General features: G+C 72.0%; 29 protein-coding genes. 10 read left to right on the forward strand and 19 right to left on the reverse strand.

Features of this window, described 5'->3' with window-relative positions:
• The 7 genes from ACIA5G_RS16555 to ACIA5G_RS16585 all read right to left on the reverse strand — a co-directional run bounded on the left by ACIA5G_RS16555 (position 1) and on the right by ACIA5G_RS16585 (position 4587).
• Positions 1 to 525: a shikimate kinase gene (locus ACIA5G_RS16555; protein ID WP_395923817.1), complete on the reverse strand. Its 525-nt coding sequence runs from the start codon at positions 523 to 525 to the stop codon at positions 1 to 3.
• Positions 522 to 1709 (reverse strand): chorismate synthase, encoded by a 1188-nt coding sequence (gene aroC, locus ACIA5G_RS16560; RefSeq protein ID WP_395923819.1) that lies wholly within the window; start codon positions 1707 to 1709, stop codon positions 522 to 524. The genes ACIA5G_RS16555 and aroC overlap by 4 nt, the downstream gene beginning before the upstream one ends.
• A 48-nt stretch (positions 1710 to 1757) precedes the next feature.
• Entirely contained in the window at positions 1758 to 2378 is a 621-nt protein-coding gene (locus ACIA5G_RS16565; RefSeq protein ID WP_395923821.1) for a prepilin peptidase, read from the reverse strand.
• A gap of 83 nt (positions 2379 to 2461) precedes the next feature.
• The gene (locus ACIA5G_RS16570; RefSeq protein ID WP_395923823.1) at positions 2462 to 2944 is read right to left on the reverse strand and encodes a hypothetical protein; all 483 of its coding nucleotides are present in this window, start codon (positions 2942 to 2944) and stop codon (positions 2462 to 2464) included.
• A gap of 113 nt (positions 2945 to 3057) precedes the next feature.
• Entirely contained in the window at positions 3058 to 3699 is a 642-nt protein-coding gene (locus ACIA5G_RS16575) for an anti-sigma factor family protein (protein WP_395923825.1), read from the reverse strand.
• Complete coding sequence (locus ACIA5G_RS16580; protein WP_395923827.1) at positions 3696 to 4208, reverse strand: sigma-70 family RNA polymerase sigma factor; 513 nt, start codon at positions 4206 to 4208, stop codon at positions 3696 to 3698. Before ACIA5G_RS16580 ends, ACIA5G_RS16575 begins: the two co-directional genes overlap by 4 nt.
• Positions 4209 to 4218: 10 nt before the next feature.
• The gene (locus ACIA5G_RS16585) at positions 4219 to 4587 is read right to left on the reverse strand and encodes a hypothetical protein (RefSeq protein ID WP_395923829.1); all 369 of its coding nucleotides are present in this window, start codon (positions 4585 to 4587) and stop codon (positions 4219 to 4221) included.
• 105 nt (positions 4588 to 4692) lie between these two features.
• Here ACIA5G_RS16585 and ACIA5G_RS16590 point away from each other — a divergent pair, with 105 nt between their 5' ends.
• On the forward strand, positions 4693 to 5130 hold the full coding sequence (locus tag ACIA5G_RS16590) for a ubiquinol-cytochrome c reductase iron-sulfur subunit (RefSeq protein ID WP_395923831.1): 438 nt from the start codon (positions 4693 to 4695) through the stop codon (positions 5128 to 5130).
• A 73-nt stretch (positions 5131 to 5203) separates the two neighbouring features.
• Here ACIA5G_RS16590 and ACIA5G_RS16595 read toward each other — a convergent pair whose 3' ends face one another.
• Both ACIA5G_RS16595 and ACIA5G_RS16600 read right to left on the reverse strand, forming a co-directional pair.
• Positions 5204 to 5659 carry a PTS glucose transporter subunit IIA gene (locus tag ACIA5G_RS16595; protein ID WP_395923833.1) on the reverse strand — a complete coding sequence of 152 codons (456 nt, stop codon included), beginning with the start codon at positions 5657 to 5659 and terminating at the stop codon, positions 5204 to 5206.
• A complete protein-coding gene (locus ACIA5G_RS16600; RefSeq protein ID WP_395923835.1) occupies positions 5656 to 5895 on the reverse strand; it encodes a glucose PTS transporter subunit EIIB in 240 nt (79 codons plus the stop codon). The genes ACIA5G_RS16595 and ACIA5G_RS16600 overlap by 4 nt, the downstream gene beginning before the upstream one ends.
• Positions 5896 to 6138: 243 nt before the next feature.
• Between ACIA5G_RS16600 and ACIA5G_RS16605 the strand changes: the two genes are divergently transcribed.
• The 5 genes from ACIA5G_RS16605 (at position 6139) to ACIA5G_RS16625 (ending at position 10854) form a co-directional block, all read left to right on the forward strand.
• On the forward strand, positions 6139 to 6927 hold the full coding sequence (locus tag ACIA5G_RS16605) for a GntR family transcriptional regulator (RefSeq protein WP_395923837.1): 789 nt from the start codon (positions 6139 to 6141) through the stop codon (positions 6925 to 6927).
• Positions 6924 to 8159, forward strand: coding sequence for a PTS transporter subunit EIIC (locus ACIA5G_RS16610; protein ID WP_395923839.1), 1236 nt, complete (start codon positions 6924 to 6926; stop codon positions 8157 to 8159). The genes ACIA5G_RS16605 and ACIA5G_RS16610 overlap by 4 nt, the downstream gene beginning before the upstream one ends.
• Before the next feature lie 41 nt (positions 8160 to 8200).
• Positions 8201 to 8467 (forward strand): HPr family phosphocarrier protein, encoded by a 267-nt coding sequence (locus tag ACIA5G_RS16615; protein ID WP_013224593.1) that lies wholly within the window; start codon positions 8201 to 8203, stop codon positions 8465 to 8467.
• An 81-nt stretch (positions 8468 to 8548) separates the two neighbouring features.
• The gene (locus tag ACIA5G_RS16620) at positions 8549 to 9364 is read left to right on the forward strand and encodes a serine hydrolase domain-containing protein (protein WP_395923842.1); all 816 of its coding nucleotides are present in this window, start codon (positions 8549 to 8551) and stop codon (positions 9362 to 9364) included.
• Complete coding sequence (locus ACIA5G_RS16625) at positions 9361 to 10854, forward strand: alpha/beta hydrolase (protein ID WP_395923844.1); 1494 nt, start codon at positions 9361 to 9363, stop codon at positions 10852 to 10854. Before ACIA5G_RS16620 ends, ACIA5G_RS16625 begins: the two co-directional genes overlap by 4 nt.
• 155 nt (positions 10855 to 11009) lie before the next feature.
• On the opposite strand, the gene ACIA5G_RS16630 is transcribed toward ACIA5G_RS16625, so the two are convergent.
• On the reverse strand, positions 11010 to 11939 hold the full coding sequence (locus ACIA5G_RS16630) for a D-2-hydroxyacid dehydrogenase family protein (protein ID WP_395923846.1): 930 nt from the start codon (positions 11937 to 11939) through the stop codon (positions 11010 to 11012).
• A gap of 4 nt (positions 11940 to 11943) precedes the next feature.
• A complete protein-coding gene (locus ACIA5G_RS16635; RefSeq protein ID WP_395923848.1) occupies positions 11944 to 13161 on the reverse strand; it encodes an endonuclease/exonuclease/phosphatase family protein in 1218 nt (405 codons plus the stop codon).
• A gap of 151 nt (positions 13162 to 13312) precedes the next feature.
• Between ACIA5G_RS16635 and ACIA5G_RS16640 the strand changes: the two genes are divergently transcribed.
• Together ACIA5G_RS16640 and ACIA5G_RS16645 are read left to right on the forward strand one after the other, a co-directional pair.
• Positions 13313 to 13756, forward strand: a complete 444-nt coding sequence (locus ACIA5G_RS16640) for a hypothetical protein (protein WP_395923850.1) — start codon at positions 13313 to 13315, stop codon at positions 13754 to 13756.
• A 25-nt stretch (positions 13757 to 13781) separates the two neighbouring features.
• Positions 13782 to 14441, forward strand: a complete 660-nt coding sequence (locus tag ACIA5G_RS16645; RefSeq protein WP_395923852.1) for a TetR family transcriptional regulator — start codon at positions 13782 to 13784, stop codon at positions 14439 to 14441.
• Here the strand turns inward: ACIA5G_RS16645 and ACIA5G_RS16650 are convergent.
• The 7 genes from ACIA5G_RS16650 to ACIA5G_RS16680 form a co-directional block, all read right to left on the reverse strand.
• The gene (locus ACIA5G_RS16650) at positions 14428 to 15684 is read right to left on the reverse strand and encodes a GrpB family protein (RefSeq protein ID WP_395923854.1); all 1257 of its coding nucleotides are present in this window, start codon (positions 15682 to 15684) and stop codon (positions 14428 to 14430) included. The two genes, ACIA5G_RS16645 and ACIA5G_RS16650, sit on opposite strands and share 14 nt — an antisense overlap.
• 58 nt (positions 15685 to 15742) lie before the next feature.
• Positions 15743 to 16600 (reverse strand): shikimate dehydrogenase, encoded by an 858-nt coding sequence (locus ACIA5G_RS16655; protein ID WP_395923856.1) that lies wholly within the window; start codon positions 16598 to 16600, stop codon positions 15743 to 15745.
• A complete protein-coding gene (gene mltG / locus ACIA5G_RS16660) occupies positions 16590 to 18725 on the reverse strand; it encodes an endolytic transglycosylase MltG (protein ID WP_395923858.1) in 2136 nt (711 codons plus the stop codon). The genes ACIA5G_RS16655 and mltG overlap by 11 nt, the downstream gene beginning before the upstream one ends.
• Entirely contained in the window at positions 18722 to 19222 is a 501-nt protein-coding gene (ruvX, locus tag ACIA5G_RS16665; protein ID WP_395923860.1) for a Holliday junction resolvase RuvX, read from the reverse strand. The genes mltG and ruvX overlap by 4 nt, the downstream gene beginning before the upstream one ends.
• A complete protein-coding gene (gene alaS / locus ACIA5G_RS16670; RefSeq protein WP_395923862.1) occupies positions 19215 to 21875 on the reverse strand; it encodes an alanine--tRNA ligase in 2661 nt (886 codons plus the stop codon). The genes ruvX and alaS overlap by 8 nt, the downstream gene beginning before the upstream one ends.
• 80 nt (positions 21876 to 21955) lie before the next feature.
• Positions 21956 to 22258, reverse strand: coding sequence for a hypothetical protein (locus tag ACIA5G_RS16675; protein ID WP_323335219.1), 303 nt, complete (start codon positions 22256 to 22258; stop codon positions 21956 to 21958).
• Positions 22255 to 22641: a DUF948 domain-containing protein gene (locus ACIA5G_RS16680; RefSeq protein ID WP_284745343.1), complete on the reverse strand. Its 387-nt coding sequence runs from the start codon at positions 22639 to 22641 to the stop codon at positions 22255 to 22257. Before ACIA5G_RS16680 ends, ACIA5G_RS16675 begins: the two co-directional genes overlap by 4 nt.
• 129 nt (positions 22642 to 22770) lie before the next feature.
• On the opposite strand from ACIA5G_RS16680, the gene ACIA5G_RS16685 reads away from it, so the two are divergent.
• Entirely contained in the window at positions 22771 to 23310 is a 540-nt protein-coding gene (locus tag ACIA5G_RS16685) for a hypothetical protein (RefSeq protein ID WP_395923865.1), read from the forward strand.
• A complete protein-coding gene (locus ACIA5G_RS16690; protein ID WP_395923867.1) occupies positions 23307 to 23570 on the forward strand; it encodes a hypothetical protein in 264 nt (87 codons plus the stop codon). The genes ACIA5G_RS16685 and ACIA5G_RS16690 overlap by 4 nt, the downstream gene beginning before the upstream one ends.
• A 97-nt stretch (positions 23571 to 23667) precedes the next feature.
• On the opposite strand, the gene ACIA5G_RS16695 is transcribed toward ACIA5G_RS16690, so the two are convergent.
• Positions 23668 to 24513, reverse strand: a complete 846-nt coding sequence (locus tag ACIA5G_RS16695; protein WP_395923869.1) for an NAD(P)-dependent oxidoreductase — start codon at positions 24511 to 24513, stop codon at positions 23668 to 23670.
• Between the last annotated feature and the right edge of the window lie 76 nt (positions 24514 to 24589).

Below are 24589 nucleotides of genomic sequence, written 5' to 3' on the forward strand. Positions count from 1 at the left end.
TCACTCCTTGGCTTCGGCGGGGACGACGAGCTCCGCCGCGAGGTCCGCGACGATCTCGGCGGGCGTCCGGGCGTCGGTGACGACCTCGACGGTGGCGACCTCGCGGTAGACGGGCACCCGCTCGTCGAGCAGTTTCTTGAAGGTGGCGCGGGGGTTCACGCCGGCCAGCAGCGGCCGCGCGCCGGACAGGCCGGTGCGCTGCACCCCGGCGGCCAGGCCGACGTTGAGGAACACGACGGTGTGCTCGACCAGCCGGGCCCGGGTGCCCGGGGTGAGCGGCGCGCCGCCGCCGAGGGAAAGCACACCCTCGTGCTCCGCCAGCGCGGTGGCGACCGCTTCTTCTTCCAACGCGCGGAAAGCGGGTTCGCCGTCTTCGGCGAAGATGTCGGAGATGCTGCGCCCGGTGTGCGCGACGATGTCGTCGTCACTGTCCCGGAAGGTGACGCCGAGCGCCGCCGCCAGCATCGGGCCGACCGTGCTCTTGCCGGACCCGGGCGGCCCGACGATCACCGCGCGAGGGCTCACCACCGCTCCTCGAGGGCCTTGAGGTACGCCTCGGCGTTGCGCTTGCTCTCGATGAGCGAGTCACCGCCGAACTTTTCCAGCGCGGCGTCGGCAAGCACGAGCGCCACCACCGATTCCAGCACGACACCGGCGCGGGGCACCGCGCAGACGTCCGAGCGCTGGTGGATGGCCACCGCGGGCTCGCCGGTCTTGACGTCCACTGTGGACAGTGCTTTGGGGACGGTCGAGATCGGCTTCATCGCGACGCGCACCCGCAGCGGCTCACCGTTGGTGATGCCGCCTTCCAGGCCGCCCGCGCGGTTGGACCGCCGGGTGACACCGACCGGGCCGGAGCCGCGGTCGATCTCGTCGTGCGCCTGGCTGCCCCAGCGGCGGGCGGTGGTGAAGCCGTCACCGACCTCGACGCCCTTCATCGCCTGGACACCCATCAGCGCGCCGGCGAGCCGCGCGTCGAGCCGGCGGTCCCAGTGCACGTGGGAGCCCAGGCCCGGCGGAAGACCGTAGGCGAGGACCTCGATGACGCCGCCGACGGTGTCACCCGCCTTCCGCACGGCGTCGACCTCCGCGACCATCGCGTCGGTGCCTTCCTGGCTGAAGGCGCGCACCGGGCTCTCGTCGATGGCGGGCAGGTCGGCGGCGACCGGCAGCGGGCCATCGGGGGCGTCCGCCCCGCCGATCGAGACGACGTGGCTGAGGATCTCGACGCCGAGCAGTTGCTTCAGGAAGTTCCGCGCGACGGTGCCCAGCGCGGTCCGCGACGCGGTTTCCCGCGCGCTGGCTCGCTCGAGGACGGGGCGAGCCTCGTCGAAGCCGTACTTCTGCATGCCGGGCAGGTCCGCGTGGCCCGGGCGGGGCCGGGTGAGCGGTTCGTTGCGCGCGAGGCCTTCGAGGATCTGCGGGTCGACCGGGTCGGCCGCCATCACCTGCTCCCACTTGGGCCATTCGGCGTTTTCGATCTGGATCGCGACCGGGCCGCCCTGGGTGAGGCCGTGGCGCACGCCGCCGAGGAAGTCGATGTGGTCGGTCTCGAAGCCCATCCGCGGGCTGCGGCCGAAGCCGAGGCGGCGCCGGGCCAGCTGCTCGGTGACGTCGGCGGTGGTGACCCCCACACCGGCGGGCATGCCTTCGAGCACGGCGGCCAGCGCGGGTCCGTGCGATTCACCTGCGGTGATCCAGCGCAACATGTCCTCAATCCTGTCACGGGGGTGGGCCGGGGCGGAAAAGTGCTCCGGTCACGGCGCGGCCGGGAAGATCGCGCACAGCCAGGTGGCCGTGAGCAGCGCGGGACCGTGGGGCACCCGGCCGCGCCTCCGCACGATCGCGACGGCCAGGCTGAGCGGCGCCGCCAGGACGGCCGCGAGCGCGAGGGCATGCCAGCCGGCGGCGCCCAGGACGGCGCCGAGGCTGCCGGACAGCTTCACGTCACCGGCGCCGAGGCTGCCCGGTGCGACGCGGTGGACCAGCGCGTGCGCGCCACCGAAGAGCAGCGCGCCGGCGGCCGCGCGCACGGCGAGCGACGGACCTCCGCCGCCGAGCGCGGCCGCTCCGACGGCGGCGCCGAAAAGGGGGTAGGCGGGGAGGGTGAGCACGTCGGGGAGCCGGAGGTGCCGCAGGTCGGCGAGGGCGAGCGGGACGGCGACGACGGTCAGCAGCACGGGCACCGGCACCCACCAGCCGGGGAGGGTGCCGGCGAGCCAGCCCGCGGTGACGGCCGCCACGCCGAGGGCGGCGAGGACGGCGGTGGCCGGGACGGGAATCGGCGCGGCGGCGCGTTTCAGGAGGGTCGCGGTGAGGGGTGCGGTGGCGGCGCCGGTGGCTGCTGCCGCGGTGGTGATGAGCGTCGGGGAGGTCATGGGTCCAGCGTGCTGCGGTGGGGCTGAGCAGGGCAAACAGCGGGCGTTACGAACGGACCGTTCGCTGCGTTCCGGGGCGGATTTCACTCCTGTGAGTGGACGGGCAGGGCGGATGAGGGTAGGTCCGGCGAGGCGACGTGCGGGCTTGGAGGGCCGGCTCGCGCGCCTGGAGGGGTCGACTCGCGTGATCGAAGAGTCAACTCTCGTGATCGAGAGGTCGACACGCGTGCTTGAAGGGACGACACGAGTACCTGGATGGACGACTCGCGTACGTGGACGGACGACTCGCGTACCTGGAGGGTCGGCTCGCGTACCCAGGCAGTCGGCTCGTGTGCCTGGGCGGTCGGCTCGCGTACCTGGAGGGTCGGCTCGCGCACCCAGGCAGTCGGCTCGTGTGCCTGGGCGGTCGGCTCGCGTACCTGGAGGGTCGGCTCGCGCACCCAGGCAGTCGGCTCGCGTACCTGGGCGGTCGGCTCACGTACCTGGAGGGTCGGCTCGCGCACCCAGGCAGTCGGCTCGCGTACCTGGGCGGTCGGCTCACGTACCTGGGCGGTCGGCTCACGCACTCAGGCGGTCGGCTCGTGCGTGGGCGGATGGGACGGGACCGGAGCGGGCGGGTGGAGCGGGGTGAGGTGAGGTGAGGGGCTCGTCCGGGGCGCTTGCGGCCCGGACGAGCCCCTCACAGGGTCAGGCGGAGGAGGGGGCGGCCGGTGCCGCCGCGCACCTCGAGCGCCGCCAGGTCCGACCGCTGCAACGCCGTGCCGATCACGATGCGGGCCGTGTTGTCCGGGACCGCCTTCCACGTCGCCAGCTGGGTCTCCGTGCCGTTGCGGGCGATCGCCACCAGGATGTACTCGCCGCCGCTGCGGCCGCCCGTGTAGCTGCACGACATGTCGACCTGCGTGCCCCAGTCGAACGTGTCGAGACGCGCGTCGGCGCGGACCGGGAACTGGCCCAGAGCCGTCATCGCGATGGCCTGCGGCACGTCGGGCGCGGGCCAGGCCGCCACCACTCCCAGCGCGACGCACGCCGACACCGCCACGGCGGCCGACACCGACGTCACCGCGTTGCGGATCCGGCGGCCGCGCCGGACGCGCCGGAGCACCGACGGCAGCAGCTCAGGCGGCGGTGGACCGGCGTCGAGCACCGCGGCCGGGGCGTCGACCCTGGCCAGCAGCCCGGGCAGCCCCGCCAGCTCGCGCACCGAAGCCGCGCACCGGTCGCAGGTGCGCAGGTGCTGCTCGAAGCGCTGGCGGTCCTCGGGGGCGAGCGCGCCGAGGACGTACGCCGCGTCGAACGTCGCGAACGGGTCTTCGCTCACTGGGTCACCCCCCTCTCCTCGAGCACCAGGCGCAGGGCGCGCAACGCGTAGTGCGTGCGCGACTTGACCGTCCCCTCGGCCACCCCGAGCCGCACCGCCGCGTCCGCGACGGAGTACCCCTGGAAGTAGCACAGCACCAGCACCTCACGGTGCCGTTCCGACAGCTCCGCGAGCGCTTCCGCGACCAGCCAGCCCTGTACCGCGCGGTCGGTCCCGTCGCCGACCGACCGCTCCGGTGGCCGGTCGGTGACCACCTCGGACCGGGCCGACGCGGAGCGCCAGCCGTCGATCGCGATCCGCCGGGCGACCGTGAACAGCCACGCTCGCGCCGAGCCCTGCGACTGGTCCAGCACCGCCGTCGACCGCCAGGCCCGCAGCAGCGTCTCCTGGACGACGTCCTCGGCGCGGATCCGGTCCCCGGACGTCAGGTGGAGCGCATACGACCACAGCGCGCCCGCGTGCTCCTCGTGCAGCGCGCGCATCAGCGCGTCTTCGGCGACTTCCTTCACCGGCGCGGACCTAGACCGTGGTGCGCCGCCGGTCCTTCACGAACATCAGCGCCAGGCCGCCGACGATGCAGACCGCCTCGGTGATGACGCCCCAGTACTCCGGCTGGCTGTTGAACTGGTCGTGGTTGCCGGCGAACCCGACCGTCGCGGCCAGCACGTACGCGCCGAGCGTCAGCACCCCGAAGCCGACCGCGCCCAGCGCGGGCAGCCAGTGCCGCCAGGCCAGCACCGCGATCGCGATGACCAGCCCGCCGATCGCGTCCAGCAGGAACAACGGGCCGACGATGCCCGGGTAGTCCTCGGTCCACAGGAAGTAGTGCACGCCCGCCGAACCCAGCAGCGCGGCCGCCACGACGATGCGCAGAACCCAACCCACCATGATCTTTCCTCCGCTCCACACCCACTCGGGTACATACACGGTGCAGGGGCCGATCCGGTTCACCGCGGATTGAACCGAACCGGTGTCGATCTCGTTTAGTGGGGCATGACTGCCGAACTGCACTCCCGCCGCACCGTACTCACCACGGGTGCCGCCGTCGCCGGTGCCGCCGTCGGCGCCGTCGCGCTCTCCGCCTGCAGCTCCTCGGACGACGCCAAGCCGGGCACCGCGCAGGCGCCGATCGCCGCCGGGACGCCGCTGGTCTCGCTCGCCGACGTCCCGGTCGGGGAGGCGAAGGCCGCCAAGGCCCCGGACGGCTCCGACGTGATCGTGGCCCGGACGTCCGAGTCGGCCTGCGCCGCGTTCAGCGCGATCTGCACGCACCAGGGCTGCACGGTCACCCCGAAGGGCGCCGACCTGGTCTGCCCGTGCCACGGCTCGGTCTTCAACGCGCTCACCGGAGAGGTGAAGCAGGGCCCGGCGAACAAGCCGCTGCCGTCGGTGGCGGTCAAGGTCGAGAACGGGAAGGTCGTCACCGGCTGACGGGCCGGCGCACGCCGAAGGGCCCTTGTGGACGGTCGTCGTCCACAAGGGCCCTTCGTGTGACGAAAAAGACTCAGGCGTCCCAGCCGAACAGCCGGTCCCCCGCGGCGACGTCACGCTCGCCGTCCAAACCGGACAGGACGTCCGCCGAAGCGTCCAGCGCGACGACCGGGACGATCGGCGAGTAACCGGCCGCGGTCACCGCTTCCGGGTCCCAGCTGACGATCGGCTGGCCGGCCCGCACCTGCTCGCCCTTGACGACGTGCAGCGTGAAGCCCTCGCCCTTCTCCTTGACCGTGTCGATCCCCAGGTGCACCAGCACGGCCTGGCCGTCGTCGGTCGCGACGACATAGGCGTGCGGGTGCAGCGTCGCGACCGTGCCGTCGACCGGCGCGACCGCGTCCGACCGGCCGCCCGAGGGCTGCACCGCGACGCCCGGACCCACCATGGCCTGCGCGAACACCGGGTCGGGGACCTCGGTGATCGGCACCACGCGCCCGGCGACCGGGCTGAGGATCTCGAGGCTCACAGCAGGTCCTCGATGTCGCTGGCGATCGTGTCCGCCTCCGGCCCGACGATCACCTGCAGGGCCGACGACCCCATCTTGACGACGCCCATCGCGCCGGCCTTCTTCAACGCGCCTTCGTCGACGAGGCTCATGTCGTCGACCTCGCAGCGCAGCCGCGTGATGCAGCCCTCGATCTCGGTGAGATTGCCCGCGCCGCCGAGTGCCGCGAGGATCTTTTCGGGCCTGTCATCCGCCATCGCGGTCTCCTTGATCACTGTTTGTTCCCAACCTGACGCGAACCGCGTGTCCACCTGTACTACGCCGTTCGTCGGCATGCACCCCGCCGCGGGCCACGAACGGATAACGGTGGTTGACACCCGTCCGCGCGGCGGAGCATCCTGCCCCATCAGATCATTGGTCTAGACCGGAACGTACCAATGTTCCGGGCCGGACGCGAGCACCGGTCCCCGGTGCACGCCAGAACGAGGAGGGTGACGCCGATGAGCGCGGCCGCGCACGTCCCGCCACCCGACCGGGTCGTCAACGGGCCCACGCCCAAGCACGCCCAGCTGCGGGAAATCCTCCGCCGCACGGTGGAGCGAGAGCTCCCGCCGGGTGCGCCGATCCCGTCGGAACGCGAGTTGGCCCAGCGCTACGGCGTGTCGCGGCTCACGGTCAGATCGGCGATCGGCAAGCTGGTCGAGGAGGGCCTGCTCGCCCGGGTCCGCGGCAAGGGCACGTTCACCGCGGCCCGGCGGATGGAGCTCCAGCTCTACCTGATGTCGTTCACCGACGACATGCGGAGGCGGGGGCTGACCCCGACGACCGAGGTGGTGTCGGCCGCCACCGCGGTCCCGCCCACCGCCTCGGCGCACGCCCTCGGCCTGACCGAAGGCGCCCCCGCGCACCACCTGGTGCGCCTGCGCCACGCCGACGGCGTGCCCCTGGCCGTCGAGCGGGGCTGGTACCACGCGGGCCGGGCTCCCGGCCTGCTCGAGCTCGACCTGACCCAGTCGATCTACGCGCAGTTGGCCGAGACGTACGACGTGCGTCCCGACCAGGCGTGGCAGACCGTCTGGGCCGAAGGAGCGGATCGCGAAACGGCACGGCTGCTGGGCATGCGCGCCGGCAGCCCGCTGCTCGTGTTCCGCCGGGTCTCCAGCGCCAACGGCGACCCGATCGAAGACATCACGTCCTGGTACCGGGGAGATCACTACCAGGTGACCATGCAGTTGGACCGGAACACCCCGGAGCCCGGTCAACCACCCCACTATGGAGGATCCAGATGAGCTCCACCACCGCGGAAGGGGCGAAGAAGAGCGGCAGCGGTCTCGCCGGTCTTCAGCGCTTCGGCCGTAGCCTCATGCTTCCCATCGCCGTGCTGCCGGCGGCGGGCATCCTGCTGCGGTTCGGGCAGGACGACATGCTCGGCAAGGACGGCCTGGGCTGGAACAAGGTCGCCTCGGTGCTGGGCGCCGCAGGTGGCACGCTGTTCAACTGGCTGCCGCTGCTGTTCGCGGTCGGCATCGCGGTCGGCTTCGCCCGCAAGGGTGACGGCTCGACCGCCGTCGCCGCGGTCGTCGGCTTCTTCGTCTTCAGCGCCGTCGTCCAGGTGTTCGCCCCGCTGACCGACCTGCCCGGCTACAAGGCAGGCGCCACCGAACTGGCGCCGATCAAGTGGCCGTACTCGGTGCTCGCCGGTGTTGTGGTCGGCATCGTGGCCGCGCTCCTGTGGCAGAAGTACCACCGCATCAAGCTGCCCGCCTACCTGGCGTTCTTCGGCGGCCGCCGGTTCGTCCCGATCATCACCGCCTTCGTCATGCTGATCCTCGGCGTGCTCTTCGGCCTGGTCTTCCACTGGGTCAACAGCGGCATCGAGGCCGCCGGTGACGCGGTCACCGCGTCCCCGATCGTCGGTGGCGGCATCTACGGCATGCTGAACCGGCTGCTCATCCCGGTCGGTCTGCACCAGCTGCTGAACGTCCCGGTGTGGTTCATCTTCGACGGCGGCGACATCAACAACTTCGTCGCGGGCAAGGCCTCGGCGGGTGCGTTCACCACCGGCTTCTTCCCGATCTTCATGTTCGCGCTGCCCGCCGCCGCCCTCGCCATCTGGCAGACGGCGCGCCCGGCGCAGAAGAAGGTCGTCGGCGGTGTGATGATCGCCGGCGCGCTGACCTCGTTCATCACCGGTGTCACCGAGCCGATCGAGTTCTCGTTCATGTTCGTCGCGTGGCCGCTGTACCTGTTCCACGCGGTCATGACCGGCACCTCGCTGGCGATCTGCAACGCCTTGGGCATCCACCAGAGCTTCAACTTCTCCGCGGGTGGCATCGACTTCCTGCTGAACCTGGGTGCTCCGGCCGCGCAGAAGCCGTGGCTGCTCGTGCCGATCGGCCTGGTCTACGCGGTGATCTACTACGTGGTCTTCCGCTTCGCGATCACGAAGTTCAACCTGCGCACGCCGGGCCGTGAGGACGACTCGATCGAGTCGGACCTCGAGCGGACCGCCGCCGCGTAACATCTTTTACGACGTAACCCCTTTGTAGCGAGAGGACGAACATGCCGGAGAAACGCGTCGCCGTGGCGAGCAAGGTGGGCCTGCACGCCAGGCCGGCCGCGCTGGTGGCGAAGGCGGCCGCGGCGCAACCCGTCGCGGTGCAGATCGCCAAGGCCGGCGGGAGCCCGGTCGCTGCCGGCAGCGTGCTCAACCTGATGACGCTCGCCGCCGGCTACGGCGACGAGGTGGTCATCAGCGCCGAGGGCGAGGGTGCCGAGGAGGCCGTGGAAGCGGTCGCCCAGCTGGTCGCCACCGACCTCGACGCCTGAGGTAGAACATCCCGCGAAGGCCTTCGCACCGGTCCCCGACACCGGTGCGGAGGCCTTCGTGGCGTTTCGTAGGGTGGACGCATGGAGAGCGTGCGCCTGATCGACGAGTGGCCGGTGGACAACGCCGCGACGGCCGTGGTGGCCGCGGACGGGAGCGTCGTGGGCAGCCACGGCGACACCGCGCGGAAGTTCCGGCTGGCCTCGGTCACCAAGCCGCTGACCGCCTACGCCGCGCTCATCGCGATCGAAGAGGGTGTCGTCGAGCTCGACACCCCGGCCGGGCCCGAGGGCTCGACCGTGCGCCACCTGCTCTCCCACACCTCCGGGCTCGCCTTCGACGCGCACAAGGCGATGGCCGCGCCGGGCACGCGGCGGCTCTACTCCAACGCCGGGTTCGAGCAGCTCGCCGACGCGCTGGCCGAGCACTCCGGCATCCCGTTCGCGCAGTACCAGGCCGAGGCGCTGTTCGCGCCGCTGGGCATGAGCGGCACCACCCTCGACGGCTCGCCCGCGGCCGGCGCGGTGTCCACTGTGGACGACCTGGTGGCCTTCGCCGCCGAGCTGCAGGCGCCCAAGCTGTTGGACCCCGCGACCGTCACCGAGGCCACGAACGTCGTGTTCCCCGGCCTGTCCGGGGTGCTGCCCGGGTTCGGCCACCAGAAGCCGAACGACTGGGGCCTCGGCTTCGAGATCCGCGACCACAAGAGCCCGCACTGGACCGGCTCGGCCAGCTCGCCGCGGACGTTCGGGCACTTCGGGCAGTCGGGCACGTTCCTCTGGGTCGACCCAGACGCGGGCGCCGCCTGCGTCGCGCTGGCCGACCGCGCGTTCGGCCCGTGGGCCGCCGAAGTCTGGCCCCGCTACACCGACGCCGTGCTGGCGGAATTGAGCGCGTGAAGCCCGTTCACGGGCTCGCCGCCGCCCTCCTGCTCCTCCTCGGTGCCTGCAGCGCGCCCGCAGCCACACCGGCTCCCCCGCCGTCGTCCGAGGCCGCTGCCGTGGCTCCCCCGGCGCTCGGCACGAACGGCGCCGCCGTGCCCGCCCTGCACTGGACGCCCTGCCACGGCGGGTTCCAGTGCGCACCCGCGTCCGTGCCGTTGAGCTACCGCGCGCCGAAGGGTACCGCGATCACGCTCTCGGTGATCCGGCTGCCCGCGAGCGATCCGGGACGGCGGCTCGGCTCGCTGTTCTTCAACTTCGGCGGCCCGGGCACCGACGGCGTCGGCGAGCTGACCCGGTTCGCCTCGCGGTACCCCGCCGACGTGAAGGCCCGCTTCGACCTGGTGAGCTTCGACCCGCGCGGGATCGGCGGGTCCGCGCCGATCAGCTGTCCCGGCGCGGACCACGCCCCGCCGGCCGGGTCGCCGCTGCGGCAGCCGGACGCCTTCTTCGCGGCGAGCGCGGCGCCGGGCAAGGCGTGCGCGGCCGGGTCCGGCGAGCTGCTGTCCCACCTGTCGACGGCGAACGTGGCGCGGGACATGGAGCTGCTGCGCCAGGCCGTCGGCGACCCGATGCTGAACTTCTACGGCTACTCCTACGGCACCTACCTGGGTGGCACGTACGCGAACCTGTTCCCGGACAAGGTCCGCGCGATGACTCTCGACGGCACGCTCGACCTGGTCGCGAACGCCACCGGCAAACCGGGGCAGGAGAAGGAGCCGGTCGACGTCCGCGCCGACGTCGCCGGGGCGCAGCAGCAGGAGCTGGACCAGTTCTTCGCGCTGTGCGCCGCGGCCGGGCCGAAGTGCGCGTTCTCCGGTGGTGACCCGAAGGCGAAGTTCGCCGGGGTCTTCGCGCGGGCTTCGCGCACCACGGGCGTGGGCTCGCTCATGAAAACGGTCGACAGTGCCCTGTACCAGTCCGGCCGCTGGAAGCGGCTCGCCCAGACCCTTTCCGCGATGCCGGCGGATTCCGGCCCCGCTTCGCCGGTGCTGGACCCGTACGTGCCGACGCACTCCCCCGGCTTCCTGGCCGTCCAGTGCGTCGACAGCGACAACCCTTCCGCCCCGGCCGACTACACCGCGCTCGCGGCACGGGAAAGCGCCCGCCAGCCGTACTTCGGGCTGGGTTCGGTGTTCTCGATGGCGCAGTGCGTCGGCTGGCCCGCGCACGACGAAGACCGCTACACCGGACCGTGGAACCGGGCGCGGAAGAACCCGGTCCTGGTGCTGAACAACCGGTTCGACCCGGCGACCCCGCTGCACAACGCCCAGGCGACGGCGGCGGAGCTGGGCGACGGCCGGGTGCTGGTCGTGGACGGCTACGGGCACACTTCGCTGGACGCCCCGAGCGCCTGCGCGTCGGCGGCCGTGGTGCGCTACCTGACGGACCTGGCCGCGCCGGCGGCGGGAACGACGTGCGCGCCGGACGCGATTCCCTTTCCCTGACGGAAAATCGCCGACCGGGACGTGATGCCCAACGACCCGGCCCGGACAGGGTCCAAAGACCCTGCCGCCGCCGGGGGCCGGGTGGTGTCATCTAGGGGTGCGGGCCCGCCGCCGGGCCGGTGCGGGGACCTCGGGCCCCGGCGGGCCGCACACCACTACTCCATCACGCGGATGGGTTCCCCCGCCTGGTAAGCCGCGATGTCCTCGACCGCGTCGCCGTAGAAGATCTCGTAGACCTCCCGGGCGACAAAGCCGATGTGCGGCGTCAGGGTCGCGTTTTCGAGTGTCCTCAATGGATGGTCGGCCGGGAACGGCTCGGTGTCGTAGACGTCGATCGCCGCCCGGATCGCCTTGCGCCGCAACGCGTCCACCAGCGCGTCCTCGTCGACGATCGGGCCGCGCGAGGTGTTCACCAGCAGCGCGCCCGGCTTCATCGCCGCCAGCTCGGGCGCCCCGACCAGGCCGCGGCTGCGGTCGCTCAGCACGAGGTGGATCGACAGGACGTCCGAGCGGGCGAACAGCTCGTCCTTGGACACCGCGGTGACACCGTGCGGCGCCGCCTTCTCCGGCGTCAGGTTCTGGCTCCAGGCGATGGTCTCCATCCCGAAGACCTGCCCGATCTTCGCCGCGCCCGCGCCGAGCCGGCCCAGGCCGAGCAGGCCGAGCGTCTTGCCGTGCAGCATCGTCCCGACGGTCGTCTGCCAGCCACCCTCCCGCATGTTGCGGAACTCCTGCGGCAGGTTCCGCGACGCGGCGAGGATCAGCGCCCAGGTGTGCTCAGCGGTCGGCTCGCCGATGTACCCGGTGGCGGACACGACAACACCGTTGCGCCGCGCGGCCGCGACGTCGATCGCCGCGTTGCGCTTGCCGGTGCTGACCAGCAGCTTCAGGTCGGGCAGCCGGTCGAGCACCTCGGCGGGGAACCGGGTGCGCTCGCGCATCGCGACCACGCAGTCGAAACCCTGCAGCTGCTTGACGACGTCGTCCAGGGGCTCGGTGAAGACCGTGATGTCGGCCTTGAGCGAGTCCCAGTCCCCGAGGGTGAGGGCGACGTCCTGGTAGTCGTCGAGAATCGCGATCCGCATGAGCTCACCGTAGTAGGTGGGCAGCCGGCCAGCCGCGCGGCACGAAGACGTCCACGCGCACCAGGTGGTGGTCCGACGCGTCGTTCAGCCGGGCCAGCGGATCCGACGGCACCGGCCAGAACACCTCCGCGTGCCAGGGCAGCAGGCCCCTCGACGGCAGCACGTAGTCCGTCCGGAGGTTGCCCGGCGCCACGTCGTTGAAGTCCCCCGTGTCGAAGAACGGGTCGCTCTTCTGGCCGACGTTCGCGCCGCCCTGGGCCTGCGCGGCGAGCTCCGCGCCGCGGCTGCCCGGGTGCGTCTCGAGCACGCGGCGGGCGTCGAGCAGCTGGTCGATCGCGCCGGGGACGCTGTCGCCGTCCAGCGGATCGGAGTTGTTGTCGCCCGCCACCACGAACCGCTCGCCGGCGCCCAGGCCGCCGCGGTGGCCGCGGTCGTCGTGGACGTAGCCGCCCTTGCCCGGGGTCACGTAGTCGGCCCAGAAGCGGATCTCGTCGTTGTTGCGGGTGCCGTTGCGGTCCTCCGGGCCGTCGAAGCTCGGCGGGGTCGGGTGCGAGACCAGGAAGTGCACGGTCGAGCGGCCGATCTTCAGCGGCAGGTCCCAGTGCGACTTCGACGACAGCCGCAGCACGTTCAGCTCGGCCGGGCTGTACCAGTCGTGCGGCGCCGGCGTGGCCGGGTCGTCCGGCAGGAGCGCGCCGGGCATGTCCTTCCAGAGGAACTTCTGGAACGTCCGCACGTGCGCGAGGTCGATCGGGTACTTCGACAGCACGAGCAGCCCGTACTGGCCCTCGAACGTGCCGAAGCCCTGCGCGTCGTTGCCGAGGCCGATCGTGCCGTCACGGTCGAGGTCGAAGCCGGTCGGGACGCCCGTGTTCACCGGCGCGGTGTAGGCGTACGGGTAGTCGATCGGCTTCGCGCCGTGCTGGCCGACCGCCAGGTAGTTCTTGCGGAACAGGTCCGCCGCCGCGTTGCCCGGCACGTAGTCGAACTCGTTGATCAGCTGGACGTCGGCGCGGTTGCGCTGCACGACCTCGGCGACCTCCTGCGCCTGGGCGTTGCCCGGCGTCGAGAGGTCGGCCACCAGCTGTCCGGCGGCCGCACGGTTCAGCGAAGCGTTGAAGGTGGCGAAGCGGACGTTGCTCCCGAAGCTCGCGGAAGCGGACGCGGGCACGAGGAGCGCTACGAGCGCGGCCACCGTAAGCCCTGCGGCGATGCGTTTCACGGTCTTACCTCCCGGTCGGGCGACACCTTATGCGGGAAACCGGCCACCCGGGTGAGCACCAGGTGAACGGGCGACGTGACCCGCGCCTCTTGAACACGTTCAAAAGTAGGGCTACCGTCATGCTTGAACACGTTCAAAACAAGGAGGAACCATGGACCGCATAGTGGTGGCGTACGCCCTCTACCTGCTGATCAGCATCCCGCTGACCATCCTCGTCGCGCGGACGCTCAGCAAACACGGCCGCACCTTCCTGACCGAGGTCTTCGCCGACAGCCCCGGTCTGGCCAACGCCGTCAACCAGCTCTTGGTCGTCGGCTTCTACCTGATCAGCCTCGGCTTCGTGACGCTGTTCCTCACCAGCCACGCCCAGGTGCCCACCGCGCGGGAGGTGTTCGAGCTGCTGTCGGTCAAGGTCGGCACGGTCGCGCTCGTGCTCGGTGTCATGCACCTGTTCAACGTGCTGGTGTTCAACGGCATCCGCCGCCGTCACCTGGCCCCGAAGCCCGCGCCCGCGCCGGAACCCGCGTTCGCCGGCCGGCCCATCCCCTACCCCGGCGCGCCGGGCCCGCAGGTCCCGCCCTTCCCCGCGCCCTGACGTGCCCGGCGCTAACGTGCAGACCGTGCCCAAGAGCGAGGAAACGCGGTCCCTCATCGTCACCACCGCGATGCGCCTGTTCACCGAGAACGGCTACGACCGCACGACGATGCGCGCGATCGCCGCCGAAGCCGGGGTCTCGGTGGGGAACGCGTACTACTACTTCTCCTCGAAGGAACAGCTGATCCAGGGCTTCTACGACGAGATCGCGCGGCTGCACCTCGGCGCGGCCCGCGATCTCCTGGCGGACGAGCCCCGGTTCGCCGAGCGGCTGAAGGCCGTGCTGCTCTGCTGGCTCGAGCTTGCAGAGCCCTACCACCGCTTCGGGACGCAGTTCTTCGTCAACGCGGCCGACCCGGAGTCCCCGCTGAGCCCGTTCAGCGAGGAGTCCTCGGCCGCCCGCGACGCGTCGATCGAGCTGATGCGCGAGGTCGTCGACGGCTCCGACGTCAAGCTCGACCCGGAGCTGCGCGCCCAGCTGCCCGAGCTGCTCTGGCTCTACCAGATGGGCGTGGTGCTGTTCTGGGTCCACGACCGCTCCGCCGGGGAGAAGCGCAGCCGGATGCTGGTGGAGCGCAGCGTCCCGCTGCTGGCCCGGCTGGCCGCGCTCTCCCGGCTGCGGGTGTTCCGCCCCGTCAGCCGGGAGATCGTCGACCTGATCCAGGACCTGGCTAAGCGGGACTGACCACCCGGAAGTACAGGAACCGCGGCTTGGTCCGGAGGTTGGCCGCCCACTTCGGGTCGGCCTCGTCCGCCGCGGGCACCGGCATCGGCTCCACCAGCCGGTCGACGGCGAAGCCCGCGGTCCGGACCGCGTCGAACGTCCAGCTCAGCGGCCGCCGGTAGAACTGCACCGGGTGCTCGATCCCGCCGAGCCCGAAGTCGTCTTCGAGCAGTTCGAGCCGGAAGTAGTCGTCCTTCTCGAACCAGTGCCAGTCCTCGCCCGGGTGGTGCACGGAGAACACGAGCACCCCGCCGGGCTTGAGCACCCGCCGGAACTCGGCGAGGGCCGGGCCCCAGTCCTTCAGGTAGTGCAGCACCAGTGACGCCGTGACGACGTCGATCGAGCCGTCCGCCAGGTCGAGCGGCTGGGTGACGTCGGCCTGCTCGAACCGGGCGACGTCACCGAACTTCCGCCGCGCGACGGCGACCATGCCCGCGCTCGCGTCGATGCCGAGGACACCGGCACCACGTTCGGCCAGGAGCGCGCTGAGGTGCCCGGCCGCGCAGCCGACGTCCAGCACGCTCAGGCCCTCGACGTCGCCGGCCAGGTCGACGATCGCGGGCCGGTCGTAAAGGGCGTTGGTGACGGACTTCTCCGCGTGCTCGGCGTAAGCCTCGCTGTAGGCGTCGTACTGCTCCGCCCGGGCGCGGCCGAGGATCTCCTCGACCACGTCGGTCTTGGCGTCGGCGTAGTTCTGGATGTACTTCCACTCGCGCGTGGCCAGCTCACGCTTCTTCGCCGCGTACAGCGCCAGCTCCTCCGGGTGGGACCGCAAACGTTCGCGGAAGAGCCGGTAGCGCGACGTCTGGCCGTTGCCGGGCGAGTAGACGTGCAGGTTGATGTTCGTGTCCAGGCCCTTGAAGCAGCGGTGCTTCTCCCAGTCCGGCTCGCGGATGACGAGCCGGTAGCCGGCCGCCTCCAGGGCCGGGACGTAGGCGTCTTCGTCGTCGGAGTCCGGCACCTCCAGGAGGATGTCGACGATCGGTTTGGCGCACAGGCCCGGCACCGACGTCGAGCCGACGTGTTCGAGGACGAGCACCCGCTCGCCCAGCGCACCCCGGATCCGCTCGGCTTCGCGCTCGAAGAGCTTCGGCCATTCCGGGTCGTAGTCGACGAGGGTGACGGTCGAGTTGAGCTTCGGCGGCTCGCCGCCGACCCAGGCGTTCTCCAGCTGGTCGTCGTCGAGTGCTTCTTGACTGGTCATTCCGGTGGACCCCCTTGTTCAAGGCAGTCGACCAGAATATCAACGAGGATCAAGCGATTTAAGAGATCGGCAGCGGCAGCAGGTTTCCGGTGGCCTCACGCAGCGCGTCGCGCATCTCCGCGCGCGGCGCCGGCCGCCCGGTGAAGTGCTCGGCCTGGCCGAACGCCTGGTGCAGCAGCATGTCCAGCCCGGTCGCGACCCGGCCCCCGCGTGCCGCGACCGCTTCGGCGAGCGGCGTCGGCCACGGGTGGTAGATGACGTCGAGGACGTGCGCGACCGCGGCGAGGTCGGCCACGTGCGGCAGGACCGCGTCCGGCGGGACGGTGTTCACCAGGACCGCCGCGCCCGCGCCCAGCGCCGCGAAGTCCGTCTCTGCCCAGCGCAGGACGTCCACGTCGAGCGCCGCCCGCTTCGCCGCGTCCAGGGTTTCGGTGGCCCGTGCGGGATCCCGCACGACCAGGTAAAGCCGCCGGACGCCGAGGGCGGCCAGCCCGACCACCGCCGCCGCCGCGGTGCCGCCCGCGCCGAGCACGACCGCGGTGTCCGCGGGTGACGGCTCGTAGCCACCCGCGGCCCGCAGGGCCCCGGTGACACCTTCGACGTCGGTGCAGTCCGCGAGCCAGCCCTTCGTGGTGCGGACCAGGGTGTTGGCCGCGCCGACCGCCGCCGCGCGCCGGGTCACCTCGTCGGCGTGGTCCAGCGCCGCGCGCTTGCCCGGCATGGTGACCGACAGCCCGGCCCACTCCGGGCCGAGGCCGTCGACCAGCCCGGGGAGCTCGTCGGCGCTCGTCTCGATCCGCTCGTACGTCCAGCCGGTCAGGCCGAGCGCGGCGAACGCGGCGCCGTGCAGCACCGGGGACAGCGAGTGCGCCACCGGCTTGCCCAGCACCGCGGCCCGGCGGACCTCAGAAAGCACCGTTCCGCCGGGCCTTCTCGACGTTCGCCTTGTGGTCGTCGAAGGTGACCCCGAAGCAGGAGAGGCCGTTCTTCTCGCACTTGACGAAGTAGACCCAGTCGCCGGCCGCCGGGTGCACCGCCGCCTGGATGGCGTCGGCGCTCGGCACCGAGATCGGGGTCGGGGTCAGGCCCGTGTTCTTGTACGTGTTGTACGCCCCGGCCTTCTCCCGGTCACCGTCGTTGGTCGCCAGGGTCGGGCGGTCCAGGACGTAGTTGACCGTGGAGTCCATCTGCAGCCGCATGTTGATCGCGAGCCGGTTGTAGATCACCCGGGAGAGCTTGCCGAAGTCGGCCTTCACGGCCTCGCGTTCGATGATCGAGGCGATGATCAGCGTCTGGTACGGCGTCATCTCCGGACCGGTCGACTGCGGGCTCAGGCCGGCGTTCTGGATCGCCTCGGTCGAGCTGCGCACCAGCTGCCCGATGATCTCCTGCGCGGTCGCGCCGGGGCGGACGTCGTAGAGGCCCGGCGCGATCAGGCCCTCGAGCCGGCGGTCCTTGCGGTCGGCCTTGTTCGCCGGCTCGACCGCCCAGTCCGGCACGCCGAGCGTCTTGAGGTCGGCCCCGTCGACGGTCTTGCGCAGGTCGTCCGTCGTGACGCAGGTGCTCTTGCCGTTGAGCTGCGCGCACGACGCCTTCGCCATCAGGCTGTACACGCCGGGCGTGACCTTGCCGTCGGGCTGGGTGATGTCGTCGAACTGCGTGTAGGGCCGGATCTCCAGCTGCCCCACCCGAGCGGTGGGCGAGACGATCCGGTCGACCGCGCTGGCCCCGGACATGTGCGACTTCATGACGTAGAAGCCGTGCTGGATCTTCGACAGCTTCGTGTTGTCCTCGCCGGCCTTCACGAACGCCTTGCCGCTGGCGACGATGCCCGCCGTGGCGAGCTTCGCGCCGATCGCCGACGTCGAGTCGCCGTCGTCGACCTGGAACAGCACGTCCCCGTCGCCGGAGCCCTCGAAGTCCTCGTAGCCGAAAAACTTGGTGAAGCCGTAGTAGGCGCCGCCCGCGAGCAGCACGATCACGACGAGCGCGGCCACCCAGCCGAGGGCGCGCTTGCCCTTTTTCTTCTTCCGCGGCTTCTCGGGCTCTTCTTCGTAGTCGTCGTAGTCCTCGTCGTACTCGGACTCGTCGTAGTCGCCTTCGTAGTCGTCGTACTCGTCGTAGTCCGCGTATTCGTCACCCTCGGCGAAGAAGCCGTCGTCCTCGGGGTCCTCGCGGGGCCCGCGCGGCGGCTCGGCCGGAGGCAGCGGCGCCACCGCGGGGATGACGTCGGTCACCGGCTCTTCGCGCACCGGCGGAGGCGGCGGACGGCGGCGCCGAGGCGGCTCGACGCCGGTTTCGGGCACGCCGACGGAGCGGTCACCCGGCTGGACCGACCGCCGCGGGGGCGGTTCGGCGGCCGCACGGCGGCGCTGCGGGGGTTCGGCGGCTTCGACGGGTTCGGGGGCCGCCCGGCGGCGGCGCGGGGGTTCGTCGGGGTCGAGAACGGCCCGGCGGCGGCGCGACGCCGCCGGATCGGCGACCTCCTCGGCGGCCGGGGCACCCCGAAGGCGGCTTGCCTGCGCTTCGGCGGCCTCTTCGAGGTCGAGCATCGCCTGGTGGCGGCGCGCCGCTTCGGCTTCGGCCAGTTCCTCCGGGCTCGGGCGGCGACGGCGGGTGTCGGCCGGGTCCGGCGCCGGACGGCGGCGGCGGGGCTCACCGGCGTCCGGGGTGGCCCGGCGGCGCGGCGGCGGCGCGTCCGCGCCCTGGTCGAGGCCGTGGCGGGCCCGGGCCGGAGCCGAGCGCTCGACGTCCCGGGGGTCGAACTCGTCGTCGGCCGGGGGCAGCGTGCCCGGCGGCTCCAGGCGGCGGCGACGGCCGGTGGGCGGCGCCTCTTGGCCCGGCTCGGGCCGTGGCCGGCGCGACGGCTGAGGCAGGTCGTGCCGCCCGCTGTGGCGCGAGGGCTGCGGGAGCTCCTGGTACCCGCTCGAGCGCGGGTCGGCCGGACGCCGTGCGGGCCGGGACGGCGGTGGGGCCGGCGGTTCCGGCTCGCGGAGTCGCCTGCGCCCGCGCGAGGGCTCAGGTGGCTGCTCGTCGTTCATCGGTCTCCCTCCCGGGCGCGGTGCGCAGCGGCGGCGTCGATCCAGGCCTGCAAGATCTCGACGGCGGCGGCCTGGTCGACCACCGCACGCTGCTTGCGGCCTTTGACCCCGCGCTGGGAGAGGATGCGGGATGCGGTGACCGTGGTCAACCGCTCGTCGCCCAGCCGGACCGGCACGGGCGCGATGCGCCCGGCCAGGCTCTCAGCGTACGCGATCGCCAGCTCGGCCGCCGGACCCTGCCGGTTGGCGAGCGTTCTCGGCAGGCCCACGATCACCTCGACCACCTCGTGCTCGGTGACGAGGGCGGCCAGCTGGTCCAGATCACGGTCGTCGGTCGCATCGCGGGAGAGGGTAACCAATGGCGACGCGAGCACGGGGGCCGGATCGCTGAGCGCGACGCCCACCCGGACGGATCCGACGTCGACGCCGAGCCGCCGGCCGCGGCCCGGATCGGACGTTCCGGGCCGATCCGGGCCGCGGTTCCCGCGGTTAACCAATGCCGGCAATCGCCGCGCGCAGGGCCGACACCGCGTCGGCCGCGCCGGCCGGGTTCGTGCCACCGCCCTGGGCCATGTCGGGCTTGCCGCCGCCACGGCCGCCGATCTTCTCGGCGAACGACGGGACGAGCTTGCCCGCGGCGATGCCCTTGTCCTGGGCCGCCTTCGTGGTCGCGACGACGAAGCTGAGCTTGTCGCCGGCCGGCGAGAACAGCGCCACCACACCGGGCCGCGTGCCGAGCCGGCCGCGGATGTCCGACGCGAGCGCGCGCAGGCCGTTGCCGTCGACGTCCGGGACGACCTCGGCGACGACCGTGACGCCGTTGACGTCCTGTGCCTTGTCGAGCAGCGAGCCCGCCGAGCCCAGCACCTGCTGGGTCTTGAGCTGGGCGATCTCCTTCTCGGCGTTCTTCAGCCGGGTCAGGACGTCCTCGATGCGGCCCGGCAGCTCGTCCGAGGGCACCTTGAAGGTGTTCGCCAGCTGCGAGACCAGCAGCTGCTCCTTGCGGACGTACTTCAGCGCGTCCGTGCCGACCAGCGCCTCGACGCGGTGCACGCCCGAGCCGATGGAGGCGTCGGAGACCAGCTTGACCAGGCCGAGCTGGCCGATCCGGTCCACGTGCGTGCCACCGCAGAGCTCGCGGGAGTACTCGCCCATGTCGACCACGCGGACGTCGTTGCCGTACTTCTCGCCGAACAGCGCGACCGCGCCGAGCTCGAGGGCCTTGTCCTTGGTCGTGGTGAAGCTCTGCACCTCGACGTTGGTCTGCAGGTAGTCGTTGACCTCCTGCTCGACCTCGGTCAGCACGTCCGCCGACACCGAGCCGGGTGTGGTGAAGTCGAACCGCATGCGGCCCGGCGAGTTCAGCGAGCCCGCCTGCGCCGCGCGCTTGCCGTACGCGCCGCGGACGGCCGCGTGCACCAGGTGCGTCGCGGAGTGCGAGCGCTCGATGGACAGCCGGCGGTGCGCGTCGACCGAGCCGGTGACCTTCGAGTCGAGGCCGATCTCGCCGTCGAGCACCTCGACGCGGTGCACGTACAGCCCCGGGACGATCTTCTGGACGTCCAGGACCTTCAGCTCGACGCCGTCGCCGAGGAGCACGCCGGTGTCGGCGACCTGGCCACCGCTCTCGGCGTAGAACGGCGTCCGGTCGAGCACCAGCTCCGCCTTCTTGCCCGCGGAAACGCTGCGGACCGGCTGGCCGTCCGCCAGCAGCGCGACGACCTTCGCCTCGGCCTGCAGGTCGGTGTACCCGAGGAACTCGGTCTCGCCGTGCTGCTCCAGGACCTTCCGGTACTCCGAGAGGTCACCGTGGCCGGTCTTGCGGGACGCCGCGTCCGCCTTCGCGCGGGTGCGCTGCTCGTTCATGAGCGTGCGGAAGCCGTCTTCGTCGACGGAGAGGCCCTGCTCGGCCGCCATCTCGAGGGTCAGGTCGATCGGGAAGCCGTAGGTGTCGTGCAGCTGGAAGGCCTTGTCGCCGGCCAGCACGTCACCGCCGCCGCGCTTGGTCTCCTCGGCCGCCATGTCGAAGATGCGCGAACCGCTCGTCAGGGTCGAGAGGAACGCCTCCTCCTCGATCCGGACGACCTCGTTGATCCGGTCGAAGCCGCTGACCAGCTCGGGGTAGGTCGGGCCCATCGTGTCGCGCACGACGCTCGCGAACGACTGCAGCACCGGCTCGTGCACACCCAGCAGGCGCGAGGAGCGGATGATGCGGCGCAGCAGGCGGCGCAGCACGTAACCGCGGCCGTCGTTGCCCGGGGTGACGCCGTCGCCGATCAGCAGGACGCCGGTGCGGGCGTGGTCGGCGATCACGCGGAAGCGGACGTCGTCGGCGTGGTTCGAGCCGTAACGGCGGCCGGAGAACTCCTCCGCGCGGCCGATGACCGGGCGCACCAGGTCCGTCTCGTAGACGTTCTCGACACCCTGCAGGATCGTCGCGACGCGCTCGACGCCCATGCCGGTGTCGATGTTCTTCTTCGGCAGCTCACCGATCGGCTTGTGGCCGAGCTTGGGGCTCAGCTCGCCGCGGATGTCCTGCATGAAGACGAGGTTCCAGATCTCGATGTAGCGATCCTCGTCGGCGACCGGGCCGCCCTCGCGGCCGTACGCCGGGCCGCGGTCGTAGTAGATCTCCGAGCAGGGGCCGCCGGGACCGGGCACGCCCATGTCCCAGTAGTTGTCCTTGCCGTCGCGCGACTGGATGCGCTCGCCGGGCAGGCCGGTGAGCTTGCGCCACAGGCCCGCGGCTTCGGAGTCGTCCTCGTAGACCGTCGCCCAGATCCGGTTCGGGTCGAGGCCGTACCCGCCTTCGCTCTGGGGCTTGGTGATCAGCTCCCAGGCGTTCTCGATGGCGCCTTCCTTGAAGTAGTCGCCGAAGGAGAAGTTACCGGCCATCTGGAAGAACGTGTTGTGCCGGGTGGTCTTGCCGACCTCGTCGATGTCCGGGGTGCGCACGCACTTCTGCACGGAGGTCGCGCGCGGGTACGGCGGCGGCGCCTCACCGAGGAAGTACGGCTTGAACTGGACCATGCCGGCGTTGACGAACAGCAGGTTCGGGTCGTCGAGGATCAGCGGCGCGCTGGGCACGCGCGTGTGGCCCTTGCCCTCGAAATGGCGCAGGAAACGGTCGGTGATTTCGTGAGTGTCCACGGGTCAAGGTCCTTGTGCTGGTGCCGGAGTGGGGGTGACGACGGCGGCGGAGCGGCCCCGGGTCGCGCGGGCGCGACCGGTCAGCGCTCCGCCCGGCGAGCTCGCCGGACGGGGCGGCGGTCGGCGGCGTGCCGGCCGGACGCCTGCGGCGTCACCACGCCCGTCCGCTCCTCGACCATGTCGTGCAGCTCCTGCTCCCGCTCGTTCATCCCGGCGCGCACCTCGGCGCCGAAGGACCCCACGGCGCCCGCCAGCTCGCGCACGGCATCGCCCAGGTTCGATGCTAACCCCGCGGGCGTGGCCTGACGAGCGGTTTCGGCGGCCTTGCGGGACAGCGCGACGCCGGCGACCACGCCGACGCCGAGCCAGAACAGCCGCTTCACTTGCCCGCCTTCTTCGCGGCCTTCGCAGCGCTCTTCTTCTTGCGCGCGCGGATCGCCTTGCTGAGCCCGTAGGACAGCGCCGCGGTCTTGACCAGCGGGCCGCCCAGCGTCGCGGTGAACACCGACGTCAGCGCGGAGACGTTGCCGGTGACGGCCTGCGCGTTCGACGTGATGCCGTCCACCCGCTCGAGCTGGGTGTTGACGTGCGTGATCGTCTGATTCGCGCCGATCAGCAGCGGGTCGGTGTTGCTGTTGGTGCGCTCGATCGCCTCGGTGGCCGCGTCCAGCGTCTTGCCGAGCTTGATCAGCGGGATCGCCAGCAGGACGACCAGCACCACGAATGCTCCTGCGGCGATCAACGCGGCGATCTGCCCTGCCGACACGGGCCCTCCTCGGTTCACGGGTCTTGGGTGCGGATGAGGTTACCGCCTGGCCGGGTCCCCGACCGTGTCACCCCGCGCGGGCCGGAAAACGCGTCGCCGCCCGCCCCCGCGGCGCGGTACACCTGGGCGATGGGACACGACGCCGGGCCGGGCCGCCGGGTGCTCGCCGGGCCGGGCGGCACCGCGGCCGACGTGCTGGCCGCGTTGCCCGGCGCGGACCTGACCACGGTCCAGCTGGAGGTCGCACGGCGGCGCGCGGCCCGGCTGTCCGCTTCGGACGTCCGGCGCCGGTACGGGACCGACCGGTTCACCGGCCCGAGCCCGCTGCCGTTCGCCTGGCTGCGGCGGATCGAGGACATCCTGCCGGCCGCGGCGTCCTCCTTCGAACCGGTGACGCTCGCGCCGTCGACACCGCTGGGCACGCATTCGGTGGTGACCGGGCCGGCCCAGCACCGGGTGGTCCCGACCGGCCGCGGCACCGAGGTCGCCGCGGACCCCACGACCGGCCTGGCCCTGGAGGCGGCGGTCCGCCGTTCGGGGTCCGCGCCGGTCCGGCCGGCGACGGCCAGCAGCCGCGCGTGCTCGGCCACGTGCTCCCGCTCGAAGCCCAGTGAACCGGTGTCCCGCCCGGCCACACGCTGGGGGCGACGGCGGTCGAGCTGGCGGTGACGGTGCTGGACCCGCGGTTCGCCGGACTGCTCGACGACGTGGACGTGCCGATTCGGCTGTTCCCGGAGCGCGAAGGTGGGCGGGGCGGGTACTACGAAGGGCTCTGCTTCAAGGTGTACGCGTCCTTCGGCGGCGAGCTTCTGGAGGTCGGTGACGGCGGCTTCACGCCGTGGACGCGCCGGTTGCTGGGCAACGCGAAGGAACGGTTGATGACGAGCGGCCTGGGCGTGGACCGCCTGGCCACGCTCCTCCCGGACTAGCGCCCCAAGGCGGCCTTGGTTGCGTCTGACGCACCGAAGGCCGCCTTGGGTGCGTCAGACGCACCGAAGGCCACATTGGGGCGCTTGCGAGCCCGGGTCAGGAGTTCTTGAGCACCGCGCGGTAGAGCGCTGCCATGTCCTCGTCGCCGTGCCCGGCTTCGACCGCGGCCTCCAGGTGCGCGAGGACCGCCCGGGCCCCCGCCACGTCGACATCGTCGCCCGCCGCCTCCACCACCAGGCGCGCGTCCTTCGCCGCCAAGCCCGCCGGGAACGACGGCGGGTACTCGCCGGACAGCATCGCGCCGCCCTTGGCGTGCGCATAACCGACGTCGAGGCCGCCGCCCTTGATCGTCTCCAGGAACAGGGACGGGTCCAGGCCCAGCGCGCTCGCCAGGCCGAGGCTCTCCGCCGTGGCGTTGGTCAGTGCGAGCACCCACGCGTTCATCACCAGCTTGAGCCGGCTGCCCTGGCCCGCCGGCCCGAGCCACAGCGTGCGGATGCCGACCGCGTCGAACACCGGCGTCGCGGCCGGCCGGGCCTCCTCCGGGCCGGACGCGAGGACCTGCAGCTGGGCCTGCTCCGCGGGCTGCCGGGTGCCGAGCACGGGCGCGTCGACGAACACCACGCCCGCCTTGTCGGCCGCCGCGGCCAGGCGATCCGTCCAGTCGAGGCCGACCGTGCTCATCTGCAGCCACAACGTGCCCGAAACGGGCGAAGCGGCTTCGAATGCCGAAGCGACCGCGGGACCGTCGGCGAGCATCGTCACGACGATGTCGGCGCCCTCGACCGCCGCCGCGGCCGACTCGGCGACCGTGGCGACGTCGGCGAGGGGCTCGGCCTTCTCGCGCGTCCGGTTCCAGACCCGGACGTCGAGGCCCGCCTTCGCGATGTTGGCCGCCATCGGCGCGCCCATGATCCCGGTGCCGAGAAATCCGATGCTCATCTCCCCATCGTGCCGAACGCGCGGGCACCCCGCAGGTCCGGCAAAAGCCATCCAACGGACCTTGTCCCGTTCACCT

Origin of the sequence: Amycolatopsis sp. NPDC051758 (assembly GCF_044453095.1) — a bacterium.
Classification (GTDB): Bacteria; Actinomycetota; Actinomycetes; order Mycobacteriales; family Pseudonocardiaceae; genus Amycolatopsis.

Bases quoted from the DNA above. Each gene is read 5' to 3' on its own strand.
- aroC (WP_395923819.1), bottom strand. From the start codon at position 1,709: ATGTTGCGCTGGATCACCGCAGGTGAATCGCACGGACCCGCGCTGGCC.
- ACIA5G_RS16565 (WP_395923821.1), bottom strand. From the start codon at position 2,378: ATGACCTCCCCGACGCTCATCACCACCGCGGCAGCAGCCACCGGCGCC.
- ACIA5G_RS16585 (WP_395923829.1), bottom strand. From the start codon at position 4,587: ATGGTGGGTTGGGTTCTGCGCATCGTCGTGGCGGCCGCGCTGCTGGGT.
- ACIA5G_RS16590 (WP_395923831.1), top strand. From the start codon at position 4,693: ATGACTGCCGAACTGCACTCCCGCCGCACCGTACTCACCACGGGTGCC.
- ACIA5G_RS16600 (WP_395923835.1), bottom strand. From the start codon at position 5,895: ATGGCGGATGACAGGCCCGAAAAGATCCTCGCGGCACTCGGCGGCGCG.
- ACIA5G_RS16605 (WP_395923837.1), top strand. From the start codon at position 6,139: ATGAGCGCGGCCGCGCACGTCCCGCCACCCGACCGGGTCGTCAACGGG.
- ACIA5G_RS16610 (WP_395923839.1), top strand. From the start codon at position 6,924: ATGAGCTCCACCACCGCGGAAGGGGCGAAGAAGAGCGGCAGCGGTCTC.
- ACIA5G_RS16615 (WP_013224593.1), top strand. From the start codon at position 8,201: ATGCCGGAGAAACGCGTCGCCGTGGCGAGCAAGGTGGGCCTGCACGCC.
- ACIA5G_RS16620 (WP_395923842.1), top strand. From the start codon at position 8,549: ATGGAGAGCGTGCGCCTGATCGACGAGTGGCCGGTGGACAACGCCGCG.
- ACIA5G_RS16630 (WP_395923846.1), bottom strand. From the start codon at position 11,939: ATGCGGATCGCGATTCTCGACGACTACCAGGACGTCGCCCTCACCCTC.
- ACIA5G_RS16640 (WP_395923850.1), top strand. From the start codon at position 13,313: ATGGACCGCATAGTGGTGGCGTACGCCCTCTACCTGCTGATCAGCATC.
- ACIA5G_RS16650 (WP_395923854.1), bottom strand. From the start codon at position 15,684: ATGACCAGTCAAGAAGCACTCGACGACGACCAGCTGGAGAACGCCTGG.
- mltG (WP_395923858.1), bottom strand. From the start codon at position 18,725: ATGAACGACGAGCAGCCACCTGAGCCCTCGCGCGGGCGCAGGCGACTC.
- ACIA5G_RS16685 (WP_395923865.1), top strand. From the start codon at position 22,771: ATGGGACACGACGCCGGGCCGGGCCGCCGGGTGCTCGCCGGGCCGGGC.
- ACIA5G_RS16695 (WP_395923869.1), bottom strand. From the start codon at position 24,513: ATGAGCATCGGATTTCTCGGCACCGGGATCATGGGCGCGCCGATGGCG.